The 26,829-nt window shown below is 51.1% G+C and carries 25 protein-coding genes and 1 pseudogene; 12 read left to right on the top strand and 14 right to left on the bottom strand.

The window, feature by feature from the left end:
- Positions 1-48 precede the first annotated feature (48 nt).
- Together moeB and moeA are read right to left on the bottom strand one after the other, a co-directional pair.
- Entirely contained in the window at positions 49-798 is a 750-nt protein-coding gene (gene moeB / locus IB196_RS15055; protein WP_005123649.1) for a molybdopterin-synthase adenylyltransferase MoeB, read from the bottom strand.
- Positions 798-2,033: a molybdopterin molybdotransferase MoeA gene (gene moeA, locus IB196_RS15050; protein ID WP_005123648.1), complete on the bottom strand. Its 1,236-nt coding sequence runs from the start codon at positions 2,031-2,033 to the stop codon at positions 798-800. The genes moeB and moeA overlap by 1 nt, the downstream gene beginning before the upstream one ends.
- Before the next feature lie 201 nt (positions 2,034-2,234).
- Here moeA and iaaA point away from each other — a divergent pair, with 201 nt between their 5' ends.
- From iaaA to gsiD, 5 genes are read left to right on the top strand one after another with little or no spacing between them, the layout of a single operon-like run.
- Positions 2,235-3,200 carry a beta-aspartyl-peptidase gene (gene iaaA / locus IB196_RS15045; protein WP_005123646.1) on the top strand — a complete coding sequence of 322 codons (966 nt, stop codon included), beginning with the start codon at positions 2,235-2,237 and terminating at the stop codon, positions 3,198-3,200.
- On the top strand, positions 3,187-5,058 hold the full coding sequence (gsiA, locus tag IB196_RS15040) for a glutathione ABC transporter ATP-binding protein GsiA (RefSeq protein WP_005123645.1): 1,872 nt from the start codon (positions 3,187-3,189) through the stop codon (positions 5,056-5,058). The genes iaaA and gsiA overlap by 14 nt, the downstream gene beginning before the upstream one ends.
- 28 nt (positions 5,059-5,086) lie before the next feature.
- Positions 5,087-6,625, top strand: a complete 1,539-nt coding sequence (gene gsiB, locus IB196_RS15035) for a glutathione ABC transporter substrate-binding protein GsiB (protein ID WP_005123644.1) — start codon at positions 5,087-5,089, stop codon at positions 6,623-6,625.
- Between the two features lie 46 nt (positions 6,626-6,671).
- Positions 6,672-7,592 carry a glutathione ABC transporter permease GsiC gene (gsiC, locus tag IB196_RS15030; protein ID WP_005123643.1) on the top strand — a complete coding sequence of 307 codons (921 nt, stop codon included), beginning with the start codon at positions 6,672-6,674 and terminating at the stop codon, positions 7,590-7,592.
- Between the two features lie 2 nt (positions 7,593-7,594).
- On the top strand, positions 7,595-8,506 hold the full coding sequence (gsiD, locus tag IB196_RS15025) for a glutathione ABC transporter permease GsiD (RefSeq protein ID WP_005123642.1): 912 nt from the start codon (positions 7,595-7,597) through the stop codon (positions 8,504-8,506).
- 92 nt (positions 8,507-8,598) lie between these two features.
- On the opposite strand, the gene rimO is transcribed toward gsiD, so the two are convergent.
- Positions 8,599-9,924, bottom strand: a complete 1,326-nt coding sequence (rimO, locus tag IB196_RS15020) for a 30S ribosomal protein S12 methylthiotransferase RimO (RefSeq protein ID WP_040230451.1) — start codon at positions 9,922-9,924, stop codon at positions 8,599-8,601.
- A gap of 229 nt (positions 9,925-10,153) precedes the next feature.
- Between rimO and bssR the strand changes: the two genes are divergently transcribed.
- Positions 10,154-10,537 carry a biofilm formation regulator BssR gene (bssR, locus tag IB196_RS15015; protein ID WP_040230452.1) on the top strand — a complete coding sequence of 128 codons (384 nt, stop codon included), beginning with the start codon at positions 10,154-10,156 and terminating at the stop codon, positions 10,535-10,537.
- 102 nt (positions 10,538-10,639) lie between these two features.
- On the top strand, positions 10,640-11,737 hold the full coding sequence (locus tag IB196_RS15010) for a PQQ-dependent sugar dehydrogenase (RefSeq protein ID WP_040230453.1): 1,098 nt from the start codon (positions 10,640-10,642) through the stop codon (positions 11,735-11,737).
- A 5-nt stretch (positions 11,738-11,742) separates the two neighbouring features.
- Here the strand turns inward: IB196_RS15010 and IB196_RS15005 are convergent, their stop codons facing one another.
- A complete protein-coding gene (locus IB196_RS15005) occupies positions 11,743-12,369 on the bottom strand; it encodes a glutathione S-transferase family protein (RefSeq protein ID WP_040230455.1) in 627 nt (208 codons plus the stop codon).
- 326 nt (positions 12,370-12,695) lie between these two features.
- Here IB196_RS15005 and dacC point away from each other — a divergent pair, with 326 nt between their 5' ends.
- Complete coding sequence (dacC, locus tag IB196_RS15000) at positions 12,696-13,898, top strand: serine-type D-Ala-D-Ala carboxypeptidase (RefSeq protein ID WP_005123632.1); 1,203 nt, start codon at positions 12,696-12,698, stop codon at positions 13,896-13,898.
- Positions 13,899-13,943: 45 nt separating this feature from the next.
- Here the strand turns inward: dacC and deoR are convergent, their stop codons facing one another.
- Both deoR and ybjG read right to left on the bottom strand, forming a co-directional pair.
- Positions 13,944-14,702 carry a DNA-binding transcriptional repressor DeoR gene (gene deoR / locus IB196_RS14995; RefSeq protein WP_005123630.1) on the bottom strand — a complete coding sequence of 253 codons (759 nt, stop codon included), beginning with the start codon at positions 14,700-14,702 and terminating at the stop codon, positions 13,944-13,946.
- Positions 14,703-14,766: 64 nt separating this feature from the next.
- A complete protein-coding gene (ybjG, locus tag IB196_RS14990) occupies positions 14,767-15,375 on the bottom strand; it encodes an undecaprenyl-diphosphate phosphatase (protein WP_005123628.1) in 609 nt (202 codons plus the stop codon).
- Positions 15,376-15,671: 296 nt separating this feature from the next.
- Here ybjG and IB196_RS14985 point away from each other — a divergent pair, with 296 nt between their 5' ends.
- Positions 15,672-16,904 (top strand): MFS transporter, encoded by a 1,233-nt coding sequence (locus IB196_RS14985; RefSeq protein ID WP_040230458.1) that lies wholly within the window; start codon positions 15,672-15,674, stop codon positions 16,902-16,904.
- A gap of 28 nt (positions 16,905-16,932) precedes the next feature.
- Here the strand turns inward: IB196_RS14985 and IB196_RS14980 are convergent, their stop codons facing one another.
- The 3 genes from IB196_RS14980 to IB196_RS14970 all read right to left on the bottom strand — a co-directional run bounded on the left by IB196_RS14980 (position 16,933) and on the right by IB196_RS14970 (position 19,345).
- Positions 16,933-17,214 carry a hypothetical protein gene (locus IB196_RS14980; RefSeq protein WP_040230459.1) on the bottom strand — a complete coding sequence of 94 codons (282 nt, stop codon included), beginning with the start codon at positions 17,212-17,214 and terminating at the stop codon, positions 16,933-16,935.
- 107 nt (positions 17,215-17,321) lie between these two features.
- Positions 17,322-18,137, bottom strand: a complete 816-nt coding sequence (locus IB196_RS14975; protein WP_040230460.1) for a Cof-type HAD-IIB family hydrolase — start codon at positions 18,135-18,137, stop codon at positions 17,322-17,324.
- Positions 18,137-19,345 (bottom strand): MFS transporter, encoded by a 1,209-nt coding sequence (locus tag IB196_RS14970; protein ID WP_188231825.1) that lies wholly within the window; start codon positions 19,343-19,345, stop codon positions 18,137-18,139. Before IB196_RS14970 ends, IB196_RS14975 begins: the two co-directional genes overlap by 1 nt.
- A gap of 85 nt (positions 19,346-19,430) precedes the next feature.
- Between IB196_RS14970 and IB196_RS14965 the strand changes: the two genes are divergently transcribed.
- On the top strand, positions 19,431-19,979 hold the full coding sequence (locus IB196_RS14965; protein ID WP_188231826.1) for a TetR/AcrR family transcriptional regulator: 549 nt from the start codon (positions 19,431-19,433) through the stop codon (positions 19,977-19,979).
- Between the two features lie 6 nt (positions 19,980-19,985).
- Here IB196_RS14965 and IB196_RS14960 read toward each other — a convergent pair whose 3' ends face one another.
- Positions 19,986-20,900, bottom strand: coding sequence for a LysR family transcriptional regulator (locus tag IB196_RS14960; protein ID WP_040230463.1), 915 nt, complete (start codon positions 20,898-20,900; stop codon positions 19,986-19,988).
- Positions 20,901-21,003: 103 nt separating this feature from the next.
- Here IB196_RS14960 and IB196_RS14955 point away from each other — a divergent pair, with 103 nt between their 5' ends.
- Positions 21,004-21,918 carry a DMT family transporter gene (locus tag IB196_RS14955; RefSeq protein WP_188231827.1) on the top strand — a complete coding sequence of 305 codons (915 nt, stop codon included), beginning with the start codon at positions 21,004-21,006 and terminating at the stop codon, positions 21,916-21,918.
- Between the two features lie 17 nt (positions 21,919-21,935).
- Here IB196_RS14955 and IB196_RS14950 read toward each other — a convergent pair.
- Positions 21,936-22,381: pseudogene (locus IB196_RS14950) on the bottom strand (SDR family NAD(P)-dependent oxidoreductase); the annotation flags it as partial.
- Between the two features lie 307 nt (positions 22,382-22,688).
- On the opposite strand from IB196_RS14950, the gene IB196_RS14945 reads away from it, so the two are divergent.
- Positions 22,689-23,096 (top strand): hypothetical protein, encoded by a 408-nt coding sequence (locus IB196_RS14945; protein ID WP_097412683.1) that lies wholly within the window; start codon positions 22,689-22,691, stop codon positions 23,094-23,096.
- On the opposite strand, the gene IB196_RS14940 is transcribed toward IB196_RS14945, so the two are convergent.
- From IB196_RS14940 to IB196_RS14930, 3 genes are all read right to left on the bottom strand, one after another.
- Positions 23,097-24,113 (bottom strand): tyrosine-type recombinase/integrase, encoded by a 1,017-nt coding sequence (locus IB196_RS14940; RefSeq protein WP_188231828.1) that lies wholly within the window; start codon positions 24,111-24,113, stop codon positions 23,097-23,099. It abuts the gene before it with no gap.
- Positions 24,114-24,202: 89 nt separating this feature from the next.
- Complete coding sequence (locus tag IB196_RS14935) at positions 24,203-25,132, bottom strand: hypothetical protein (protein ID WP_188231829.1); 930 nt, start codon at positions 25,130-25,132, stop codon at positions 24,203-24,205.
- 16 nt (positions 25,133-25,148) lie between these two features.
- Positions 25,149-26,825, bottom strand: coding sequence for a DUF4041 domain-containing protein (locus IB196_RS14930; protein ID WP_188231830.1), 1,677 nt, complete (start codon positions 26,823-26,825; stop codon positions 25,149-25,151).
- Positions 26,826-26,829 lie beyond the last annotated feature (4 nt).

The raw sequence follows: 26,829 nt of genomic DNA, 5'->3' as shown, positions 1-26,829 counted from the left end.
GTTCGAGCCGTTGTAGGTCGGGTAAGGCAAAGCCGTCACCCGACTTTTTTACCGACTACAGACCTCACACCCCGGATTACGCATCAGCTTCATTTCGCGAAACTGGCAGGTCATGGCATCGTACATGACGATTTTTCCCGACGCCGGTTTACCGTAGTTTGCCAGCAGCTTAATGGCTTCCATCGCCTGTAACGATCCGATCACACCGATCAGCGGAGCCATCACGCCAGCCTCTACGCAGGTCAGGGCGTTTTCACCGAACAGACGGCTCAGGCAACGGTAGCAGGGCTCGCCTTCCTGATACGTAAAGACGGTAATTTGTCCTTCCATGCGAATTGCCGCACCGGAAACCAGCGGAATCCTGGCGGCAAAGCATCCTGCATTCAGCTGATTGCGGATGCTGACGTTATCCGTACAGTCCAGCACCAAATCGTGTTCGGCGATAAGTGAGTGAATCTCACTATCGCCCAGCAGCGCATTCACTGGCGTAATGGCGATATAGGGGTTAATCCGCGCCAGGGCGTCGCGGGCGGATAGCACTTTCGGCTGTCCAACGGTAGCATCGCTGTGCAGCGTCTGGCGCTGGAGATTCGACACGGAGACCGTGTCAAAGTCGAGCAGGGTTAACTGCCCGACGCCAGCGCCCGCCAGATACTGGGTAGCCGCACAACCGAGCCCGCCCAGACCCACGACCAGAACCCGTGCTTCCTTGAGCGCCTCCTGACCTTCAAAATCGAAGCCGCGCAGAATGATTTGCCGGTTATAGCGCATCATCTCCTGGTCGCTGAGTTCTGCCATTACAGGCCTCCAAACAGGGCGTTAAACGGCTCGACCTCAACCCATTCTCCGGCTTCGACGTTACCACGGTCGCGTTCCAGCACGATAAAACAGTTGCCCAGGCTAAAGGAGCTAAAAATATGCGAGCCCTGATGTCCGGTAGTGGTGACTTCCAGTTCGCCTTCTGCGGTACGCTGTAATACACCGCGCTGAAAATCCAGACGGCCAGGCGTTTTCTTCAGGCGTGATGCGGTGCGCACGCGCTGGCGTGGCGGCAGTCCGCAGGCGGTGTTACCGCTGAGTTTCGCCAATAGCGGTTGGACCAGTTGATAAAAGGTGAGAGCCGCAGACACCGGATTACCCGGCAGGCCGCAAAACCAGCTGTTGCTCAGTTTGCCAAAGGCGAACGGTTTGCCCGGTTTGATGGCCAACTTCCAGAAGGCGATTTCTCCCAGCTCTTCCAGAATGGTTTTGGTGTAATCCGCTTCACCAACGGAAACACCACCAGAGCTGATAACGACGTCAGCCTGGCTGTCGGCTTCGATAAACGCGGCGCGCAGCGCGTTGGGATCGTCACGAATAATCCCTAAGTTGATCACCTCGCAGCCCAACTGCTGCAGCATCAGATGAACGGTCAGACGGTTAGTGTCATAAATCTGTCCGTCCCCCAGCGGCTGACCAGGTAATTGCAGTTCATCACCGGTAGAAAACAGCGCCACGCGGACTTTGCGCACAACGGGGACATCGGCAATACCGAGCGAAGCCAGCACGGGAAGCTCTGCGGTTGTCAGGCGAGTCCCGGCGGGAAATACCACCGCACCGTTTGCAATATCTTCACCGCGCAGACGAATATTTTGCCCGCTGCGGACGTCGGCGGTAAAACGCACACCGTCGTCAGTTTGTTCCGTCTGCTCCTGCATCACTACCGCTTCGCAACCGGCAGGAACCGGGGCGCCGGTCATAATACGGATGCAGGTCCCCGCAGGCCATTCACCATGGAAAGGCTGACCGGCAAAGGCTTTACCTGCAACGGAGAGCGGCTGGCCGGATTGCAGATCGGCTAATCGCACCGCATAGCCATCCATTGCCGAGTTATCGAATCCAGGGACATCAATGGGAGAGACGATATCGGTGGCCAGAATGCGGCCAAAGCATTGAACCAGCGGTAGCGTTTCGACGGCGGTGAGCGGGGTGATACGCGAAAGCATCTGAGAGAGAGCCGTTTCAAGCGGCATCAGTCCGGCGGTAAATTCCATGAGAAGACTCCTGCGAGGCAAAATCGAATCCGGTCATTATGTCAGAAAATGGACGCAGACAGTATGCCACCTCAGACTTAGGCGCGGGCCTTTACCTTTACATGACGTCTGCATCTTTCTATATTCAAAAATCGAATCAATAACTCACAGAAATTCTGATATTTATAACCCCGTTACCTGCCACCTTAATGGATGAAAAAAATGGGTAAAGCAGTCATTGCAATTCACGGCGGCGCTGGGGCAATAACCCGCGCAGAGCTAAGCCAGGAGCAGGAGTTGCGTTATATACAGGCGCTGTCAGATATTGTTGAAACCGGTCAACGAATGCTGGAAGCAGGCCGAAGCGCGCTGGATGTTGTCACTGAGGCCGTGCGCCTACTGGAAGAGTGCCCTCTGTTTAACGCCGGAATTGGCGCGGTGTATACCCGTGATGAAACCCATGAGCTGGACGCCTGCGTGATGGACGGTAATACGCTGAACGCAGGCGCCGTCGCCGGGGTAAGCCATCTGCGAAACCCGATTCTTGCGGCGCGCCTGGTGATGGAACACAGTCCCCACGTCATGATGATTGGCGAAGGGGCAGAAAATTTTGCCATTGCGCAGGGTATGGCGCGCGTTTCGGCGGATATTTTCTCGACGCCAGAACGCTATGCACAACTGCTGGCGGCGCAAGCGGTGGGTGAAACGGTGCTGGATCACAGCGCGACTCCGCTGGATGAAAACAACAAAATGGGTACCGTGGGTGCGGTTGCGCTGGATATGTTTGGCAATCTGGCGGCGGCAACATCGACCGGCGGAATGACCAACAAATTACCGGGGCGGGTGGGCGACAGTCCTTTGGTTGGCGCGGGTTGCTATGCCAACAATGCCAACGTTGCGGTTTCATGTACCGGAACCGGAGAAGTATTCATTCGCGCGCTGGCGGCCTATGACATTGCGGCGCTGATGGATTATGGCGGCCTGAGTCTGTCAGAGGCGTGCGAGCGCGTGGTGATGGAAAAGTTGCCGGCGCTGGGCGGCAGCGGTGGATTAATTGCTATCGATCATGAAGGGAATGTGGCTTTGCCGTTTAACAGCGAAGGTATGTACCGCGCATGGGGATACGCTGGTGATACGCCCACCACCGGTATTTATCGGGAAAAAGGAGATAGCGTTGCCACACAGTGATGAGCTTGATGTTAGTGACGTACTGGCCGTCAGCAACCTGAATATCGCCTTCGAACAAGAGCAGCAGCGTATCAGCGCCGTACGGAATCTGTCTTTTCGTCTGAAACGTGGAGAAACGCTGGCGATTGTTGGCGAATCCGGTTCCGGAAAATCGGTAACGGCCTTGTCGCTGATGCGTCTGATTGAACAGGCGGGCGGCGAGGTGAGCTGCGATGAAATGCTCCTTCGACGCCGCAATCGACAGGTTATTGAACTGGGTGAACAGAGCGCATCGCAGATGCGTCACGTACGCGGCGCGGATATCGCAATGATTTTTCAGGAGCCGATGACGTCGCTCAACCCGGTGTTTACCGTCGGTGAGCAGATAGCTGAGTCCATTCGTCTTCACCAAGGGGCGAGTCGCGAAGAGGCGATGGTGGAAGCTAAACGCATGCTCGACCAGGTGCGTATCCCTGAGGCGAAGGCGATTTTATCGCGCTATCCGCACCAGCTTTCCGGCGGAATGCGCCAGCGAGTGATGATTGCCATGGCGCTATCCTGCCGCCCGGCGGTGTTGATTGCTGATGAGCCGACAACGGCGCTGGACGTCACTATTCAGGCGCAGATCCTGCAACTGATAAAAGTGCTGCAGCAAGAGATGTCGATGGGCGTCATTTTTATCACCCACGATATGGGCGTGGTGGCAGATATCGCTGACCGGGTGCTGGTGATGTACCAGGGCGAAGCGGTCGAGACGGGCAGCGTTGAGCACATTTTTCATGCTCCGCAGCACCCTTACACTCAAGCGCTGTTGGCAGCCGTGCCGCAACTTGGGGAGATGCGCGGGCATGACCTTCCGCGACGCTTCCCGCTTATTTCTCTGCACGATCCTCATCATGTTGAACCTCAAACCGAGCAGGACACGGTGGTTGAGGGAGAGCCGATTCTGCGGGTTCGCAACCTGGTGACACGTTTCCCCCTGCGTAGCGGCATCCTTAATCGCGTGACCCGCGAGGTGCATGCGGTGGAAAACGTCAGTTTTGATCTCTGGCCTGGCGAAACGCTTTCACTGGTAGGCGAGTCGGGGTGCGGTAAATCAACGACCGGGCGGGCATTGTTGCGCCTGGTGGAGTCCCAGCGTGGGGAGATTTTCTTCAAGGGACAACGCATTGATACTCTGTCAGCCAGCAAGTTGCAGCCGCTGCGTCGGGATATCCAGTTTATCTTCCAGGACCCTTATGCGTCGCTCGATCCGCGCCAGACGGTGGGATATTCCATCTTAGAGCCACTGCGGGTGCACGGTTTGTTGCAAGGCGATGCGGCGACAAAACGGGTTGCATGGCTGCTGGAACGCGTAGGATTGCTCCCTGAGCATGCCTGGCGCTATCCGCATGAGTTTTCCGGTGGTCAGCGCCAGCGTATCTGCATTGCCCGGGCGTTGGCGCTCAATCCAAAAGTAATCATTGCCGATGAGTCCGTCTCGGCGCTGGATGTCTCGATTCGCGGGCAAATTATTAATCTGTTGCTCGACCTGCAGCGGGAAATGGGTATTGCGTACCTGTTTATTTCCCACGATATGGCGGTGGTGGAGCGCATTAGTCATCGTGTGGCGGTGATGTACCTGGGGCAGATTGTTGAGATCGGCACCCGACGGGCGGTGTTTGAAAATCCACAGCATCCCTACACCCGCAAACTGATGGCGGCAGTCCCGGTCGCCGATCCATCGCATCAAAGGCCACAGCGCGTGCTGTTGTCGGATGATATCCCCAGCAATATCCGCAAACGCGGTGAAGAGATTTCCCCCGTTTCACTACAGTTAGTTGGCCCGGGGCATTATGTTGCGCGTGGGCAACCAGAAAATGCGCTTTCGCGTTTATGACAGGCAGGCAGGGTTTAAGGAGAATAATATGACAAAAATTGTTGCTCGGAAATGGCTGGTTGCTCTGGGGGTCGCCTCTGCGCTGGCTGCATCCCCGTCCTGGGCTGCCAAAGATGTGGTGGTTGCGGTAGGGTCTAATTTCACCACGCTCGACCCTTATGATGCCAACGACACGTTGTCGCAGGCGGTAGCCAAGTCGTTTTACCAAGGGCTGTTCGGCCTTGATAAAGAGATGAAGCTGAAAAATGTGTTGGCGGAAAGCTATACCGTTTCTGATGATGGCCTGACGTACACCGTTAAACTACGACAGGGCGTGAAGTTTCAGGATGGGACTGATTTCAATGCGGCTGCGGTAAAAGCCAACCTTGATCGCGCCAGCAATCCGGAAAATCACCTTAAACGCTATAACCTGTATAAGAATATCGATAAAACCGAGGTTGTTGATCCCGCTACGGTGAAGATTACGCTGAAGCAGCCATTCTCTGCTTTTATCAATATTCTGGCGCATCCGGCTACGGCGATGATATCCCCGGCTGCGCTGGAGAAATACGGGAAAGAGATAGGTTTCCATCCGGTAGGGACGGGGCCGTATCAGCTTGAAACCTGGAATCAGACCGACTTTGTCAAAGTTAAGAAGTTCGCGGGCTACTGGCAGCAAGGGTTGCCAAAGCTTGATACGATTACCTGGCGTCCGGTAACGGACAACAACACGCGTGCGGCCATGCTACAGACCGGGGAAGCCCAGTTTGCCTTCCCGATCCCTTACGAGCAGGCGGCGTTACTGGCGAAGAACAAAAACCTGGAACTGGTCGCCAGCCCGTCTATTATGCAGCGTTATATCAGCATGAACGTCACGCAAAAACCGTTCGATAATCCGAAGGTGCGCGAGGCGTTAAATTATGCCATCAACCGTCAGGCGCTGGTGAAAGTGGCTTTTGCCGGTTACGCGACGCCGGCAACGGGCGTTCTTCCGCCATCGATAGCCTATGCGCAAAGCTACACGCCGTGGCCTTACGATCCGGCAAAGGCTCGCGAATTGCTGAAAGAAGCGGGTTATCCCAACGGCTTTACCACCACGCTGTGGTCATCCCATAACCACAGCACCGCGCAGAAAGTGCTGCAATTTACCCAGCAGCAACTGGCGCAGGTGGGCGTGAAGGCTCAGGTTACGGCGATGGATGCCGGGCAGCGAGCCGCAGAAGTCGAGGGCAAGGCGCAGAAAGATAGCGGGGTACGGATGTTCTACACCGGCTGGTCGGCGTCTACGGGAGAAGCGGACTGGGCGCTGTCGCCGCTGTTTGCGTCACAGAACTGGCCGCCAACCTTGTTTAATACCGCGTTCTACAGTAACAAGCAGGTGGACAATGATTTAACGGCGGCATTGCAAACCAACGATCCGGCGCAAAAAGCGCAGTTGTACAAAGACGCGCAGGATATTATCTGGAAAGAGTCGCCGTGGATCCCGCTGGTGGTGGAGAAACTGATCTCGGCGCACAGTACGAATTTGACCGGATTCTGGATCATGCCCGACACCGGGTTTAGTTTTGATGACGCGGATTTGAAATAAGCTATTCATTCGGCCCTGCGTGGGTGGGGCCGGCGAAGGGAGTCTGATGCTCAACTATGTTTTTAAGCGCCTGCTGGGGTTGATTCCAACGCTGTTAATTGTGGCGGTGCTGGTGTTTTTATTTGTTCACTTGCTACCCGGCGATCCGGCGCGGCTTATTGCCGGGCCGGAGGCCGATGCAGAGGTGATTGAACTGGTGCGTACGCAGTTGGGCCTGGATCAGCCGCTGCACGTTCAGTTCTGGCATTACATGACCAACGTGTTGCAAGGCGACTTCGGGACCTCGATGGTTTCTCGTCGTCCGGTTGCCGACGAGATTGCCAGCCGTTTTATGCCGTCGCTGTGGCTGACCATTGCCAGCATGGCGTGGGCGGTGTTATTTGGCATGACGGCAGGGATCATTGCCGCCGTTTGGCGCAATCGCTGGCCGGACAGATTGAGTATGACGCTGGCAGTCACCGGGATCTCTTTCCCGGCCTTTGCGCTTGGCATGCTGTTAATGCAGATCTTTTCCGTTGAGTTGGGTTGGCTACCGACCGTAGGTGCGGATACCTGGTTACACTACATTCTCCCTTCAATTACGCTAGGGGCGGCGGTGGCCGCGGTACTCGCCCGTTTTACCCGCGCCTCGTTTGTCGATGTGCTTAGCGAGGACTATATGCGTACCGCGCGGGCCAAAGGGGTGAGTGAAACCTGGGTGGTATTAAAACATGGTTTGCGTAACGCGATGATCCCGGTGGTCACCATGATGGGGCTGCAGTTTGGCTTTTTGCTGGGTGGCTCGATTGTGGTTGAGAAGGTGTTCAACTGGCCTGGACTTGGGCGATTGTTGGTCGACTCAGTTGAAATGCGCGACTACCCGGTGATTCAGGCCGAAGTGCTGCTGTTTTCCCTGGAATTTATTCTTATCAACTTAGTGGTGGATGTGCTCTATGCCGCCATTAATCCGGCTATCAGGTACAAGTAAGGATGCGATTTTTTAACTGGCGCCGACAGGCGATTTTAAATGCGATGCCCCTCGTTAAGCCAGAGCAAATACGTACGCCGTGGCATGAGTTCTGGCGTCGTTTTCGTCGTCAACATGTTGCGATGATCGCGGGGTTATTTGTGCTGGCCCTGATCCTGGTGGCCATCTTTGCCCGTTGGCTGACGCCGTTTGATGCTGAAAATTACTTCGATTACGACCGGCTGAATGACGGGCCGTCGATGCTGCACTGGTTTGGCGTTGACTCGCTTGGGCGGGATATTTTTAGCCGCGTGCTGGTTGGTGCACAAATTTCGCTGGCGGCCGGAGTCTTTGCCGTCTTTATAGGCGCGGCGATTGGCACGGTACTGGGTCTGCTGGCTGGATATTACGAAGGCTGGTGGGATCGGCTGATTATGCGTATCTGTGACGTACTGTTCGCTTTTCCCGGCATTCTGCTGGCAATAGCCGTGGTCGCCGTGTTGGGCAGTGGGATTGCGAATGTGATTATTGCGGTTGCGGTGTTTTCCATTCCGGCTTTTGCGCGACTGGTTCGTGGCAATACGTTGGTTCTCAAGCAACAAACATTTATTGAGTCAGCACGCAGCATTGGTGCCAGTGACGCGACCATTATCTTTAACCATATTTTGCCGGGTACGGTCTCTTCAATCGTGGTTTTTTTCACCATGCGTATCGGGACGTCAATCATTTCTGCCGCCAGTCTGTCCTTCCTCGGTTTAGGCGCGCAGCCGCCGACGCCGGAATGGGGGGCCATGCTCAATGAAGCGCGGGCTGATATGGTGATCGCGCCGCACGTGGCGATTTTCCCGGCGGTGGCGATATTCCTGACGGTGCTGGCGTTTAACCTGCTGGGGGATGGGTTGCGCGACGCGCTGGATCCAAAAATTAAAGGGTGAACCGTAGGCCTGATAAGACGCTTCAGCGTCGCCATCAGGCATTGCCGGATGCGGCGTAAAGCCTTATCCGGCCTACGGTTGAGTTACGCTTATTAAACGCGCGTGCCCCACAGATCGTATTCATCTGCGTTTTCGACTTTCACGCGGAGGATATCGCCAGGCTTCACGTTGGTTTCGCCATTGAGGTACACCGCACCGTCGATTTCAGGGGCATCAGCCATACTGCGACCAATCGCGCCTTCTTCGTCAACTTCATCAACAATGACCAGAATCTCGCGGCCGACTTTCTCCTGCAAACGTTCAGCAGAGATCTGCTGCTGCAGCTGCATAAAGCGGTTCCAGCGTTCTTCTTTTACCTCTTCCGGGATTTGATCCGGCAGCTCATTGGCTCCCGCACCTTCTACCGGGCTGTATTTAAAGCAGCCGACGCGGTCCAGACGTGCTTCTTTCAGGAAGTCGAGCAGCATCTGGAAGTCTTCTTCGGTTTCGCCCGGGAAGCCAACAATAAACGTTGAACGCAGGGTCAGTTCAGGACAGATTTCACGCCACTGTTTAATACGTGCCAGCTGTCGGTCCACAGAACCCGGGCGTTTCATTAGTTTCAGAATACGTGGGCTGGCATGCTGCAGTGGGATATCCAGATACGGCAGGATTTTCCCTTCCGCCATCAGCGGGATCACATCATCTACGTGCGGATACGGGTAGACGTAGTGCAGGCGGGTCCAGATCCCCAGTTTTGACAACTGTTCGCACAGATCAACCATGCTGGTTTTGACCGGCTCACCGTTATGGAAACCGGTACGATGCTTCACATCCACACCGTAAGCAGAAGTATCCTGGGAGATCACCAGAATCTCTTTCACGCCCGCATCGACCAGACGTTTAGCCTCGCTGAGAACATCTCCAATCGGACGGCTCACCAGATCGCCACGCATCGACGGAATAATACAGAACGTGCAGCGGTGGTTACAGCCTTCAGATATCTTCAGATAGGCATAATGGCGCGGCGTCAGTTTGACGCCCTGCTCAGGAACCAGACTCAGGAACGGGTTGTGCTTTGGTTTGGGAACGTAGTGGTGAACGTGTTCCAGAACCTGCTCATAGCTATGCGGCCCGGTGATTTCCAGCACTTTCGGGTGGACTTCACGGATCTGATCGACTTTCGCGCCCAGACAACCGGTGACGATCACTTTGCCGTTTTCGTTCAGCGCTTCGCCAATTGCTTCCAGAGACTCCTGGACCGCGCTGTCGATAAAACCGCAGGTGTTAACGATGACCATATCCGCGTCGTCGTAGCTTGGCACGACATCATAGCCTTCGGTACGAAGTTCGGTCAGGATGCGTTCAGAATCGACAAGGTTTTTCGGGCAGCCGAGGGAGACAAAGCCGATTTTCGGCTGGTGGGTTACATTGCTCATAGCGTAAAAAGTGTTCAGTTATTGGAATATTCAGGGCAGGGATTCTACAGAGTTCTGAACAAAAATTGTATCGCAATCTCATACCATCAGCGGCCTGCCCGGCGCGGAATTAAAGATTATTTGTAAATTATGTTAATTTTAGGTGATGGATTGATCCTGAACACGACTTTGTTCAAAAATTAACCATACTATTAAGTTGCACCATAGTTGGAAAGAGGAGGAACAAAGTATGGTTGTTGACAGACTGAGAACCGATCTTCTCAACAAATTGATAAACGCCCGTATCGAACTTGCCGCTTATCTGCTGTTGAGAAAGGCGAAAGGCTACATGTCAGTCAGCGAGAGCGATCGTCTGCGTGATAATTTTTTTGCACTGAATCGCGAATTGCACGAGCAATCACAGCTTCACGGTATGCATCTTGATCAGGAAGAGTGGAATGCCTTTCATCGTGCTGAAGGGGCGTTAGCCGCCGCCGCTGTTTGTCTTATGAGTGGACACCATGATTGTCCAACGTTTATCGCCGTTAACGCAGAGAAACTGGAAAACTGCCTGACAACGCTGACGCTGAGTATCCAGAGCCTGGAATCTTACCCAACGCTGGAACACGTCTGAATCAGGGGGAGGGCGCTCCCCCTTTTCGTTAAGATTATGTAAATATGACGAGATAATTCCCCTTGCTGGCTACGCTTTATGCAGAGCCATTAAGGAGGTGTTATGCGTCGACTCTTGCTCTGTGCTATCCCCCTTGCGCTATTTTCCACTTATGCCGCCGCGGTAAAGGTGGAAGTGCTGCAAACCAAACTCGATCACCCGTGGTCACTGGCTTTTTTACCCGATAATCGCGGTATGCTCATTACGCTTAAAGGCGGCCAGCTTCGACTCTGGCAGCCTGGGAAGGGGCTTTCCGACCCGCTGACCGGCGTACCCAAAGTCTGGGCGAATGGTCAGGGGGGACTGCTTGATGTGGCGTTGGCACCGGATTTTGCTCAATCCCGCCGGGTGTGGCTAAGCTTCGCGGAAGCCGACCGCGAAGGCAAAGCGGGCACCGCGGTAGGCTACGGGCGATTGAGTGACGATCTCAAACACCTGCAAGGATTTCAGACCGTTTTTCGCCAACAGCCGAAGCTCTCTACCGGAAACCATTTTGGTGGACGTATGGTGTTTGATGGCAACGGCTATCTGTTTATTGGCCTTGGTGAGAATAACCAACGTTCAACAGCTCAGGATCTGGATAAGTTGCAGGGGAAGGTCGTACGGCTGACCGACGAGGGAAAAATTCCGCCGGATAATCCGTTTGTGAGTAAGACGGGAGCGCGGGCAGAGATTTGGTCGTATGGCATCCGCAACCCGCAGGGGATGGCGATGAACCCCTGGAGCGATACGCTGTGGCTCAATGAGCATGGCCCACGCGGTGGCGATGAAATCAATATCCCGGAGAAAGGGAAAAACTACGGCTGGCCGCTCGCGACCTGGGGCGTTAACTACAGTGGGCTTAAAATTCCTGAAGCAAAAGGCCAAATTGTTGCGGGTACGGAGCAGCCTGTCTTTTACTGGGAAAAATCACCTGCTGTCAGTGGGATGGCCTTTTATAACCACGATACGTTCCCACAGTGGCGACACAAGCTGTTTATTGGAGCGCTGAAAGAACAGGGGGTGATTGTGTTAAGCGTGAAAGGTAATACAGTGACGGAAGACGGGCGTATTTTGCATGACAGAGGGCAGCGAATCCGCGATGTGCGCGTCGGACCAGACGGTTATTTGTATGTATTAACCGACGAGTCCGACGGGGAATTGCTGAAAGTGAGTCCCTGACAGGATTAGCTGACCGGGATCATCACGACTTTCTGGAATGCCGGGCGCTCGGTGAGCTGTTGGTACCAACGTTCCAGGTGAGGGCGCGGCGTCCAGCTCAGGCCGACATTAAACAGGTTATAGATGAACGGTGCGACGGCGATATCGGCAGTGCCAAATTCAGCTCCGGAGAACCATGGCTGATCCGCCAGCGCGTTGTCCAGTATGGCAAACAGGTTATCGCAGACCTTAGCACCGGCCTCAATGGCCGCCATGTCACGTTTCTCCGCCGGGGTTCTGACCAGACCAAATAAGATAACCCGATGTGCAGGGCTCAGCGTCTGGTTAGCCCAGTCCATCCATTTTTCGCCCTCGGCGCGTTTCGCCGGGGCGTCAACCCACAGTCGTTTTTGCCCGTACTGGGCCGCGAGGTAGCGGACAATGGTATTGGATTCCCACAGCAATACATCTGTTTCGTCATCGCGTAGCAGTGGAACCAGCCCGTTAGGATTCATCGCCAGATAGTCTGCATCATGATTTACGCCATGCTGTCCGCCAGCCAGAATTTGGCTGTATGGCAGTTCCAGTTCTTCGAGTGTCCACAATACTTTTTTTACGTTGGTCGAATTATTGCGACCCCATAGTGTAATCATAGTAACCCCGCAAATTAATTGAGCAGCTTTATGGCTGCATTCTCTATTTGACTCGCTCACATGGTGGGGTAAACCTAATATTTACGCAACAAGGCGCAAAAAAATCGTGATGAGAGCAGCGCAGCGCTGCGTTATTGCATAAACTTTAAAAACTTTACCAACTTACGGTTTCTTTAAGCTCGTTAGTGCGTTATTACTCACCGCACTTATTTTACACGTCATCCATCAGAACTTTTCTGTATGGTTGGCTGAGGCAACTTAGCCGGTTTTGTGTAAACACGGTGTGGTATGACGTGGTTTTTGGAATGGATACTCGGGTGGCATTTATGACGCAATACTTCTCTTCCCTACGCAGCCTTGCTGCAGGTTCAGCACTCTTAATCCTTTTTGCGCCGACCGTACAGGCGGCGGAACAACCAACGGCTCCGCCGAGCGTTGACGCACGTGCGTGGATCTTAATGGATTACGCCAGCGGCAAAGTGCTGGCGGAAGGTAATGCCGATGAGAAACTGGATCCCGCCAGTCTGACCAAGATTATGACCAGCTATGTGGTCGGTCAGGCGCTAAAAGCCGGGAAAATTAATCTGAATGACATGGTTACCGTCGGGAAAGATGCCTGGGCGACCGGGAATCCGGCTCTGCGTGGCTCTTCGGTCATGTTCCTCAAACCTGGCGATCAGGTTGCGGTGTCCGATCTAAACAAAGGCGTTATCATTCAGTCTGGTAACGATGCCTGTATCGCGCTGGCTGATTATGTTGCTGGCAGCCAGGAATCCTTTATCGGTCTGATGAACGGCTACGCGAAAAAACTGGGGCTGACCAACACCACTTTCCAGACGGTGCATGGCCTGGATGCGGCAGGACAGTTCAGTACCGCGCGTGATATGGCGCTGCTCGGGAAGGCATTAATCCACGATGTACCGGAAGAGTATGCTATCCACAAAGAGAAAGAATTCACCTTTAATAAAATCCGTCAGCCGAACCGTAACCGTCTGTTGTGGAGTACCAATCTGAACGTGGACGGTATGAAAACGGGTACTACCGCCGGTGCGGGGTACAACCTGGTGGCTTCCGCGACCCAGGGCGATATGCGCCTGATCTCCGTGGTGTTGGGGGCGAAAACTGACCGCATCCGTTTTAATGAGTCAGAAAAGCTGCTGACCTGGGGCTTCCGTTTCTTTGAAACCGTCACGCCAATCAAGCCGGATGCCACTTTCGTGACCCAGCGCGTCTGGTTTGGTGATAAGAGCGAAGTGAATTTGGGCGCAGGGGAAGGCGGCTCAGTGACCATCCCGCGTGGTCAGCTCAAAAACCTGAAGGCCAGCTTTACCCTGACCGAACCCCAGTTAACTGCGCCGCTGAAGAAAGGCCAGGTTGTGGGGACTATCGACTTCCAGTTGAACGGGAAATCCATCGAGCAGCGCCCGTTGATGGTGATGGAAGATGTGGAAGAGGGCGGTTTCTTTAGCCGCATGTGGGATTTTGTGATGATGAAATTCCACCAGTGGTTTGGCGGCTGGTTCTCTTAATCACACCGATTGCCGGATGACGCTATCGCCATCCGGCATTATCTCTTAATACATCAGCTTTATACGTTGCGCTTTAGCGTACTCAACAAACTCATCATCAGGGCGGCTGTCGCTGATGATGGTATCAAAGCGTTTTACTTCCCCCATCCTCGCCGGACGCACCTTACCAAATTTGCTGTGATCGACCACCAGAACGTGATGCTGCGCCATCGACATCGCCCAATGTTTCACCGGCAGCTCTTCCAGGTTAAAACAGGTCGCGCCTTTCTCAATATGAACGCCTGCCGCGGAATAAAAAGCGATATCCGGGCACAGGTTGTTTAGCGTTTCCTGGAAATCAAGCGGTTTAAAAATGGCGTTGCTGGCATGGAATTCGCCACCACACAGAATGACGCGGCACTGCGGTTTTTCCTGCAGCACCAGAAATGTATTTAGTGAGTAGCAGATTGCGGTAAAAGGCAATTCATTGTCGATAGCTTCAATGATCCACGGCGTTGTTGTTCCGCAGTCGAAGAAAACGGTCTGATGCGCCTGGACGAGGCTGGCTGCCTGCTGCGCTGCCCGGCGTTTTTCATCAACCAGGCGGGATTTTTGATCGCTGATTAAATAGTGGCTGGCGCTACGGGGTTCCAGAACAATATAGCCCCCAAGCAATACGACCGGGGCCGTGTTATTATTCAGATCGCGACGAATGGTCATTTCTGATACACCCAGCAGTGTCGCGGCTTCTTTAAGGTGTAATTTATCGCAGCGTTTTAGCGCCTGCAGTAATTGACCAATACGCTCGTCGCGTCGAGTTTCCATAGTTCCCCTGGAGAGTAGAATACGTGCTCAGTTTCGCGCTTAATACTACTCTCTTTACCGTGGGTTAGTCACGTACCCAGCCTTTACGAATAGGCAGGGCGAAGCAAGTGCGATAGCAGGTCTGCAAACCGTGGTACAGGGTTGTGCCGAATCGTTGCCAGATCATCTGGGCGCTTAGGCAGCCGATCAGACCTGCCAGTAACCCCCCCAGCATATCCAGCGGCCAGTGTACGCCAAGGTAAACCCGCGACCAGGCAATCGCCACGGCAACGACCATCAGCAGCGCTCCGGACCACAGTCGGTGCCAGAACAGGAAGGCCAACGCAAAGGTAAAGATAACCGTACCGTGGTCGCTCGGGAAAGAGTCATCTGCAGCATGGTGCAGGAAGTTGTAGCCGATATGATTGACGAATGGCCGGTCGTGAGGGAATAAATGTCCCATGAGCCATGAAATGGTCAGGCCGACTGCCAGCGCAATCGCCATTTTTATGACCAACTGGCGCTGGATGGTCACATGGTTTTTCGGCCCCCAAAGCCAGAGAATGATCGCCAGTAGCGGTACGATGCTAATCAGATCTTTGGCAATAAAAATGGCGAGCGAGATCGTCCATTGCGCAGAGTCCGGCGTGGCGTTGATCAGGTAAAAAAGCGAGTTGTTCAGATTTTCCAGCATAACATCCAGACTCAATGTAATCGTTAAAAAGGCCCATATTGGGGATCATAAAATTGCTTTCAGGCGATAAAAAGCGGTCTTGTCCTATTTGTCTGTTAACTGACTCTTTTTAAGACAATTAATGAGGCTTATTGAGCATGATAGCGGTCTCAACTTAAATTAACCTTAAAACAAAAAGCTATCGTGCAATTGAGTGTAAAAATGTGCGCATTTTGCTTTCAAATCACATAATTCACTATCACCACTACCGCGCATTTATTACACTTTGCGCGTTTTTTCATTTGTTAAGAGATTGCATGCAGAACCGTTTATCTTCAGGCGCCCGCTTGGGGCGTCAGGCATTACTTTTCCCTCTCTGTCTGGTGCTTTACGAATTCTCTACATATATCGGTAACGATATGATCCAACCCGGAATGTTGGCGGTGGTGGAGCAATATCAGGCCGGTTTAGATTGGGTTCCAACCTCCATGACCGCCTATTTGGCTGGCGGCATGTTTTTACAGTGGTTGTTAGGGCCGCTGTCGGACCGTGTTGGTCGTCGTCCGGTGATGTTAACCGGCGTGCTCTGGTTCATTGTGACCTGTCTTGCGACCCTGCTTGCGCAGAATATTGAGCAGTTTACATTCTTGCGTTTTTTACAGGGGATTAGCCTGTGCTTTATTGGTGCGGTAGGTTACGCCGCAATTCAGGAGTCCTTTGAAGAAGCGGTGTGCATTAAAATCACTGCGCTAATGGCAAACGTAGCATTGATTGCACCGCTTTTGGGGCCGTTGGTTGGGGCCGCCTGGGTACATGTTCTGCCGTGGGAAGGCATGTTTGTTCTGTTTGCCGCGCTGGCTGCAATCGCCTTTTTTGGCCTGCAGCGCGCGATGCCGGAAACGGCTACCCGACTGGGCGAGAAGCTTTCCATCAAAGAGTTGGGCAAAGATTATAAGCTGGTGCTAAAGAATGTGCGTTTTGTCGCAGGCGCACTGGCATTGGGCTTTGTCAGTCTGCCATTGCTGGCGTGGATTGCGCAGTCCCCGATCATTATTATCAGTGGCGAACATCTCAGCAGCTACGAATATGGCCTGCTGCAGGTGCCGATTTTTGGCGCACTGATTGCCGGTAACCTGGTGCTGGCGCGTCTGACATCACGTCGCACGGTGCGCTCGCTGATTATCATGGGGGGCTGGCCAATCTCTGTGGGATTGATCATTGCCGCCGCAGCCACGGTTTTTTCTTCTCATGCGTATCTGTGGATGACGGCAGGTTTAAGTCTTTATGCGTTTGGCATTGGCGTGGCGAATGCCGGGTTGGTGCGCCTGACGCTGTTTGCCAGTGAAATGAGCAAAGGGACAGTTTCAGCAGCAATGGGTATGCTGCAAATGTTGATATTTACCGTCGGTATTGAGCTGAGCAAACATGCTTATCTGCTGGGTGGCAACGGCTTGTTCAGTCTGTTTAATCTGGCCAGCGGTGTGCTGTGGCTGATTCTGATGGTTATCTTCCTGAAAGATAAACGGGTTGGGGATTCCCGGGAAGGCTAAAGCCCGGTTGCCCGGGCCTGGCAGAAACTTAGTGGTGATCGTCAATCTGATGTTCGATGATCATGCCTTCACCGACGCTGGCAACATGACGCGCATACGGATGTGCGCGGTAAACAGGGGCTGGAGTGGCTGCCGGAGCAACATACACCGTTTGTGGCGCGGTAGTCACACTGACCGCCTGCGGAACGCTGACGGAAGAGGGCACGATCACCACTTTATAACCGCTTGGTACATCAACGGTAACGCTTTGTGCAAATACTGACCCTGCAAACCCCAGCAACACTGTTGCCATCAGTACACTTTTTTTCATAATTTGCTCACCTGAAATATTCACTGGAAGTAATAATCCAGCGGGTTAATTTGAGGCGGATTATGAATATATCATGCTGTCCTTTTGTTGCCGTCTGTGCTGATGCGTTAACGGGTAAAGGGCGCCTCATTTTTTAGTACGCGATCTATAACATTCAGCACGCCTTCTTCGTTATTCGAACCCGCACGATATTTTGCTGCCAGAACAACAGGTTCGTGAGCGTTGGCCATTGCGAAGCTAAATCCAGCCTGGCGTAGCATCTCAATATCATTTCCGCCATCGCCAAACACGACAACCTCATCGTCGGTAATATTCCAGCGTTGTTGCAGCAGGCGTAGACCGTTGGCTTTATGAACACCAGGAATAATTAAATCGATACTGCCGTATCCGGTATGCACCGGTACCATAATGCCGCCAATCGCCTCATGAAGATCTGCCTGTACCTGGGGAATGCGATCGTCGGAGATATTCAGGCCAAATTTGAAGAATACATCGTTGATGTTGTCGAAGTTATCGACAAACTCAAGACGGTGATAATACATGGCAGAGATGGATTTATGCTCATCGCTGTACTGCTTCAGGGTGTAGGCGCTGCTTTTACCGCAGGCAATGATATCAATGTCCGTGCGGGTCAGCAGATGCTCCACGATGGTCTGGAAATCGTCTTTTGCCAGTTCACCGTTAAAAATATCTTCCCCTTCGCTGACCACCCAGCCACCGTTTTCCGCCACAAATGAGATTTCGTCGGCCAGTTCGGGGAAAAAAGAGATCAACTGGTAATACTGATTGCCGCTGGCGACCACAAAACGGATCCCTTGTGCTTTCATTTGACGGTACTGCGCCATAAACCGCTCACGATTATAGGTTTTTTGGTCGCTTAAAAATGTGCCGTCCATGTCGACCGCAATTAACTTAATAGCCATTAGCCGTTCTCCATCACAGTGGTATTTTTGACATCCGGTTTAGCCACAGCCTTCGCTACGGTGGCTGCGACAAGCACCAGCGCCAGCACAACCAACATGGCGCTGCGTAGGCCGTAGTGTTCACCCAGGTAGCCCAGCAGCGGCGGTCCAACCAGGAACGCCAGATAGCCGGTGGTTGCGACAACGCTGACGCGCGTTGGCGCATCGGGGCCGGTGTCGCTGGCAGCCGAAATGGTCAGTGGGAAGCCGAGCGACGCGCCGAGTCCCCACAGAATAACGGAAACTCCGGCTACCCATGTGCTGTCGACAAAAATGATCAGGCTGATACCGAGTGCGCCCATCAGCGCACTGGCGCGTACCACTGTCACACGGCTGTAGCGGTCGATGAACCAGCCGCCGGTGAAGCGCCCGACGGTCATACCGAGCGTAAAGCCGGCATAAATCAGCGATCCAGATGTCGGGCTAAATCCATGCCCATCAACCATCAGTAATGGAAGCCAGTCGTTGGCAGAACCTTCAGCAAATGCCATTGCGAGCACCACGACGCCAATCAGCAGCAACTGCATATCGCGATAGAATGGCAACCCTTTTTCAACGGTGTGCGAACCGTCAGTAGCATTCTTACCTGTGCCGTCGGGAATAGCCTTAATAGCGATAAAAATAGGGGTAATAGCCACCATCGCCGCCAGCAGAATATGTGCTGTCGCGGGGACGCTGACGGCGGTAAGTACCATGCCAACACCTGCGCCAGCCAGCGTTCCCAGGCTGTAAAAACCATGCATCATCGGCAGCACGGTTTTATTCATTTCGCGCTCAACCGCTGCGCCTTCGACGTTGATGGCCACTTCAGCCGCGCCAAAACTGGCGCCAAACACGCACAGACCAAACGCAAACAGCCAGGCGGAATGCAGCCATAATGCGAGGCTGAGAATTGTCATTCCCAGAACCGCGCATGACATGGTGGCGCGGATGACGTTTCGCGTGCCAAATCGTTTCACCAGCCAGGCCGAACAAAGAATGCCACTCATCGAGCCAATTGAGAGTCCAAATAGCACCGCGCCCATTTCAGCGGTGGAAATAGAGAGGATATCTCGGATGGCAGGGGTACGCGTCGCCCAGGAAGCCATTAATAATCCTGGTAAAAAGAAGAACGTGAAAAGCGCCCACATACGGCGTCTTAAGGCTTTGCGTGATGAGATGCCAGTCATGAATTCGAGCCAAAGAAAAGAGGGAAGAAGACAACATTAGCAAGGTTGTGTACATTTGTACACAAATGCAAGAAGAGGTAATGCAGTGCGACGCGCGAACGATCCACAACGACGGGATAAAATAGTCCAGGCCACGCTGGATGCGGTTATAATCCATGGTGCTCATGGGGTTACACACCGGAAAATCGCCATGATTGCCGAGGTGCCGCTGGGCTCAATGACCTATTACTTTTCGGGAATAGATGAGCTTTTAATGGAGGCATTCGAGCGTTTTACTGACACCATGTCTGTGCAATATCAGGCATTTTTTGCCGGTGTTGAAAATGCGCCACAGGCCTGCCATGCCATTACCGATATGATCTATAGCTCCCAGGTCACGACGCCTGGTAATATGGAACTCATGTACCAATTGTATGCGTTTGCCAGTCGTAAACCGGCGTTAAAGACGGTTATGCAAAACTGGATGTTACGCAGTCAGCAGACGCTGGAGCAGTGGTTCGAACCGATTACCGCGCGGGCGCTGGATGCGTTTATCGAGGGGATGACGCTGCATTTTGTCACGGACAAAAAACCGCTGCAGCGAGAAGATATCTTGCTGATGGTGGCGCGTATTGCCGGGCTGCCACGTTCTTGAGCTGTATCAATAAGGTTTGTCGAGGCGGGTAATCACCTGACGTAAAAAATCGATGACTTTTCCAGCCTCGGTGGTCAGCGGTTGGTGTGTTGCTTTAACGGTGCCGACATCCATGTAAGTAATAAAATCATCAATCGTTCTGCGCATAACGCGCAGTCCGTCCAGTGACCACGGGCGATATACCAGATCGGATAAAATGGTGATCCCTCGGCCTTTGGCAACCAGGCTGCGTACCGCCTCAAAAGAGTTGCTGCGAAAGCAGATGTTGGGTACGTAGCCACGCTGTTGCCAGTACTCTGTGATGACGTCAGGATACTTGTCGGTTTCCAGCAGTAAAAACGGCAACTTGCCAACATCTTTCAACCGGATAGCGGACTGGCTCTGTAGCGGATGTCCGATCGACGTCCACAGACGTCGCTGGGAGCGAATAAAGGTTTCGATATCCAGATCGGCGTCGTGGCTGATGTTTGAGGTAAGCAGCAGACAAAAATCGACCTGTTTGTCCCGCAGTGCCTGTATTAATTCTGGCGCTGTGGCTTCATGAAAAACGATCTCAAGAAGAGGAAAACGGCGTTCAATGTCGCCAAGAATATCAGGTATCAGATAAGCGGAGAGCGTTTCTGCGACGCCGATACGCACCATTCCGGTAAGGATATCACTTGTATCTTGCAGGGAATCAATCGCAACGCGACTGCTGTTGATAATGTTACAGGCATGATTCAGAAAGCGCTCACCCTCGACGGTAAGCTTGACCCCTTTGGGATAGCGCACAAAAAGCTGTACGTTTAGCGCTTCTTCCAGGTTGCGCATGGCAATGGTCATTGATGACTGGGAGATATGACAACGCGCTGCAGCTTTGGAGATTTGTAATGTTTCTGTAAGTGCAATGTAAAATTCCAGTTGCCTGAGCGTAAATTTCATAGTTTTAATCTATCCACCTGGATAAAAAGGTTATATTAGCATTCATTCTGACGCCGCCGTAGCCTTGTTGTAATACAGAGAATGTGACAACAAGGCGGATAACATGCCCTATATTTTACTCAGTCTGGCAGCCTGTTTTTGGGGCGGGAACTATGTGGTTGGCCATATATTGGTCGCTGATGTTAATCCTGTCGTTTTATCAGCAGCACGCTGGATTTTTACTGCTCTGGTGTTAATGACGCTTTATTTTCGCCAGGTCGCAGAACAGTGGCCAATGATGAAAAAATCCTTTGGCACTATCGCATTCCTGGCGCTTTGTGGTCAGGTTCTTTTTCCGTTGACCTTGTACATTGGCCTGCAATACACGTCATCATTGAATGCCGCAATTTATATGTCGACGACGCCCGCGATAGTATTACTTATTAATAAGCTCTTTTTTAAAGAGCTTATTTCCACGCGCAATATTGCCGGAGTGATCCTCAGTACCCTTGGTGTTATCTGGCTGGTGTCACAGGGAGATCTGAAACATGCGCAGGTGCTTAATCATCTGAATCAGGGCGATCTCTGGACTATGGGTTCAGCGCTCAGTTGGGCGGTCTATTGTGCTTTTCTGCGGATTAAACCGCGAGCGGTGAAGGGAAACGCATTTGTTGCCGTCAGTGCACTATTGGGTGCTATCGCGCTTATTCCTGTTCTGGGCTTTGAACTGATGCGCAATGGCATGCCTGACTGGCATCATTATGCAAATTATGAGGTCATAACCGGATTAGCCTATCTGATTATTTTCCCTTCCTGGTTTTCATACTTACTGTGGAACAAAGGCATTAGCGCCATTGGTGCCACGCGCGGTGAAATCTATTCGCATTTGATTCCACTGAGTGGAGGGTTCTTCAGCGTAGTATTTTTAAACGTCACGCTGCATTCATATCATTTGGTAAGCGCGCTGGTTATCGTCTGCGGTATTACGCTGTGTTCTCGCTCGACAAAATACAATGCGGCGCAGCAGCCTTCGGTGTGAAAAGGTCGAAATCAGCCGACGATGTGTCCGAGGTGTTCTGGTATTGCCATAGGCGCTGCGGGAGCGACAACGGTAAGAATAAAGCCCGCACGATTGCCGCCCATGTGTGACGTTACGGCTTTTGCGATATTGAACTGTGTCGAGAGGAAAGGGGTGATACCGCTCATAAAACCGGAGAGGGATAATGCCTCGATGCGCTTGCCCTGCTCATGCATAAAACCGGTCGCGTTGACCACCACATCTATTCCACCGGTTTGCTGGATAAGGCGAGTAACTTGTTTTGATGCGTCGTGTTCGTCGAGAACATCGGTAATAAAAGTTTCGACTGCGCCACCCGCCGTTCTGATGCTGCTGGCGGTCCAATCCAGCTTTTCCTGACGGCGCGCGCCATAGTATGCGCAACTGCACTACCAATAGCGCCGCTGCCACCGAAGATCACCGTGACTTTGCCTGCGAGTAACATAGCAACCCCCCATCACCATTTAGCACCGAGTAAAAGTATGTGCCATAACCGGCATGCTGCAAATTTGGGGAGGAATTTCGGGGGGGAGCTAAAATCCAGGCAACAAAAAACCCATTTATGTAAACGGGTTAGTGAAAACAATGAGTTGCAAGGTAATCAATAAGTTAGGTTGGTGATAAGGAGTGGCGATTACGGGGCATTGCCAACCGCTGCCGCCACTTTGTCGCCACTTGGCATTTGTTACTTAGCCATTGCTTTAAGTGAAGTTTATAATGCGCTTCCCAATACAGGGCTACTGGAATGAGCCATGAAACTCTTTTTTGCCTCCATACTGATGTTGTTTTCCCCTCGTAAGGGATTTGAATGGTTCGTCAGAAAATTTTACCCAAATGAGTACCTTGACCCAAACTTCAACGAATCATCTTGTCACTTAAGGAGAAAACTGCGTTCTGCTGCCACGTATAATTTCTTCTTTTTCTCAGTTGCAATGGTTGTCATTTGGTACTTTTGGCGGTTTGAATTTTCATGGGTCAATGCTTTTAAAGCAGTTTCCTCATACATTGCACTGACAGTCACTGTAGGACGGGGTGGATGGAGCCTCCAAACATGGGATGGTAATACCCTCTCAGAGAGAATTGATCAAAGAATTTACAAGATGGCTCAATACACCAATGTGGTGATTTTACTGGTGACGATTTACTATCCCAATAAATAACTATGTTGCCATTGTAGCTAAGGGATTAAAGCGCAGGGCCGTTTCAAGGTGGTCAGGTGCTAAGTGCGCGTAGCGCATGGTCATTTTTATGTCGTGATGCCCAAGGATTTTCTGCAGAGCCAAGATGTTTCCGCCTGACATCATAAAGTGTGCTGCGAACGTATGACGCAGAACGTGTGTTAGTTGACCGCGTGGAAGCACGATAGAAGTCTTATCCATTACAGATAAAAACTGGAAGTAGCAGTCGGTGAAGAACTTGAAACCGTCCAGGGCAATGATTTCTTCATACAGCTCTTTGCTAATCGGAATGCTGCGGTTCTTTTTGCCTTTTGTCCTGACAAACGTGATCCGGTATTTCGTGACCTGAGAACGGGTCAGGTTCACAGCTTCGCGCCAGCGGGCACCGGTACTCAGACAGATTTTGACAACTAGGGCGAGTAGGGGGCTTTGGCGTTTGCAGTCGCACAAAAGCTCAGTGATTTGTTCATGTGTCAGCCAGGCCATCTCTTTTTCTGCGATGGTGAATTTGCGCATGTTCTCCAATGGGTTTGGCGCAGTCCATTCTCCAAGTCGTGCCAGCTCGCTAAACACTCCGCTCATATAGCTTTGTTCAAGATTGATAGTTACCGGGCTGGCTCCTTTCTTCCATTTTTCGCTAAAGTAGATTTCACCCGTCAGGCGTTTATCGCGATAGTGCGCGAACATTTTGGATGTTAAATCAGTGGCGAGGGGATTTCCGAGAGCATCGACCATCAGGATCAGCTTGTCGTGAACATGCTCGCCTGCGGTCAGAGATTTTCCGTGCAGCTTGTACCAGAGTTCGACGATATCTTTTAGCGTCCGGCGGTCTACCGATTCGCCCAGCCAGGGTTTCGCCTCAGTCTCATCCATCATGTGCCGTTCAAACGCTAACGCTTCACCTTTACTAGCGAACTGCCTACGCACGCGGCGTCCGCTACGACCTGCGGGATAGCATTCGCATATCCATTTACCTGTGTCGAGTTTTCGTACTGCCATAAAAAAGCCCTCATGTTTGAGGGCTAAATTTAACTGTATGTTTGAACAGTGGTCAATGTATGAATTTCATAAATTCAAACATCATCTACTTAAGTTCTTAAGGCCTTTGATAAGCGGTCACCTATTGCTCGTTTCCAAACTTTATTATGAACGATACGCTCATATTCAAGGTCACCATTAATGATCTCTGCTTTAGTTAATTGGGATAATATTTCCCAATCTTTTTTAAAAATGTAAGTTGCGTTATCAAGAAAAATGCTTTCAAGTACGTATATATTTTTACTTTCAAAACCAAAGATAAAATATCCGTTGAATCCCGCATGACCAGTAGCAATGAAATCAGGTTTGTAGACATTGATTAACTTGAGTCTGGATTCAATGACCTCTCTATCGCTATCTGATGCTGAAGTTTTTTGGGTGTTAGAAACTATTATTTTCGAAATTTCGTCCCATGGGTATTTCCCTTTAGGTAATACAGTCCATAACACTTTTTTGAATTTTGTTGTTATTAATGGTTCTTTTTCTGTATCTAAAATTTCTATCTCATCGAAACATTCGAGCATTAAGTTTATAATGTGGATGTTTAACTCTGAATTTTCTTCGGATAAATTTAGTAAAGGTGAAGTTATGTATGTCCCATTTTTTGTTTTAGCAACAGAGATCATTATCGCAGGAGCTGGAATATGCTCTCTTGCTATCCGCATAGCTGTTCGTGTGTGCATCCCATAATGAGGATTTCTATGCCAGTCGTATGTAGTGCTTGTATATGAAACGCTGTATTGTTCTTTTGGCAAATCAGGTCGTAGGATTTCCTTTCCGTTAGCATTGAAACTAGTAAACTTACCAATAACACTTGGTATTATCGATAGGCCTTCTTCTGGCGAAACGCCAAAACCAATTTCAACTAGCTTTTCAGGTCCTAAATCATCTAATTTGATACCTAATGTTATATTTTCTTGACCACCACAACATTTCAAAAAACGATCTAATGTTCTAATGGAATTAGCTTTAAATTTCATTACAAACTCTCCTTAGCTAAGCAACGATCAGTTCATCTTCGGGGATTTTATCAGTAAGGATTTTTTCAGTTAGGGCTAGTGACTCACGATATTCTTTAGCCTCTGCAAACATCGTCCAATGCGCATCAATACTCATTTCTTGAATCGTAGATTTGATGTCTTTTATACCAACATTGAAGAACTCTTTGCGTGAGTTAACTTTGTTCACTTGCTTATCGTTAAACACTTTGTGGAGATGATTTTCGAGTGATGGTGCATCATCACTGTAGATCATTGCATGCACATCGAATGAGAAAGGTACGCTGGCATCACCCAACTCACGGACGCGATCGAGCGGTTCAAGTCTGCGCGTCATCCCAATCTTATAAACGTTTTCTCCAAAGGAGCCGATGTTACTGATCACATATACGTGACCAGAGCGTGTTTGCTGCGCCATCGAGATAGCTCTTTGGTTTTTTGCTTCAGCTTCTTCGTATTTAATTTGTAGCTCAGCCAGTTTCTGTTCGAGGGCTATACGTTGTTCTTCGCCAGCAAGCATCAGTTCTTTAGTCGCTTTATCAATGGCCTGTTGAATTGCTTTTTCTTCTTTTTCAGCTTCTTTTATCGCTTTTTCATACTCGCGACGTGCTTTTTCTTCTTCACGTAACTGCTCTTTGATTCGTCTTTGTTCTTCTTTTTCCTCGAGCATAATTTCATTTACAGCAACCCCCCATTTAAGCTCGTTGAGTCGAGCCTGTAAGTAAATATCGGTGATCTTAGCGGACCTAAAGGCTGAACCGTTAAAATTCACAAGCTCAAATGCATCTTTTATTTCTTGGGATAGTTTACCGTAATTGTTATGCTTAATTTTCGAAAGGGTGCTATCAACCTTCCCGTTAAAAGCATCTAGTACAAAATTGATTGCGGTGTTTCGTCTGTTCGGTTCGACATATTCACAGCTTGCAGCTTTGCTTGTTTTGATAAGAGACTTGGTTAACTCCCTGGCTTTTTGCAGCTCTTTCCCGGCATCCGTAAATTCATAATTCTCTGCCAGTTCGTCCAAAACACTTCGGTTTGGAACTATCCATTCATCACCGTACCCTTCAATTTTATTTTTCATTGACTTGGCTACAGCCTGATAGGTCTCTGCGAACTCTTTTGCTTCATATGCGGACCCCGCAATTTCTTTTGCACGTATCTCAGCATCTGCGATTATTTTCATCGCATTATCATTTGCATTAGAGATTAGTTCATCCGCTTTACTATTCGCGTTATCGAGTCGTTCTTTGGCTTTCAAGCGGGCATCACGAGCATCTTGGGTGATAGCGACAGCTTCGCTATTGGCATTGCTTATTGTTAATTCAGCCTGGTGGTGGGCTTCGTTCACTGCTCTTGCAGCTTCTTTTTGAGCTTCTTCTATCTTTTCTTTGGCTATGGCGTCAGCAGTTTTTATCTTCTTCTCAGCATTTAGGACTGCATTATGCAATTCTTGATACTGCCATAAGGGAGCTGCTTTCCCTTCAAGTTCTGCGTGTTCGCGTATAGCCTGGGCTAATTTTTCCTGTGTTTCACCTAATTCACCTCCAAGAGTTTTATTACTGGAGGCTAAAACACTCATTTCCTCTCGATATTTTTTACTTTTCTTGAAAAGTACAACGGATAAAATGGGAGAGAGCAATGCTAATAAGAGTACTACTATAATAAATAAATCCATTTCA

Source organism: Citrobacter sp. C6_1 (assembly GCF_014596835.2).
Lineage (GTDB): Bacteria > Pseudomonadota > Gammaproteobacteria > Enterobacterales > Enterobacteriaceae > Citrobacter > Citrobacter pasteurii.
This window is presented reverse-complemented; position numbering and strand designations above follow the sequence as displayed.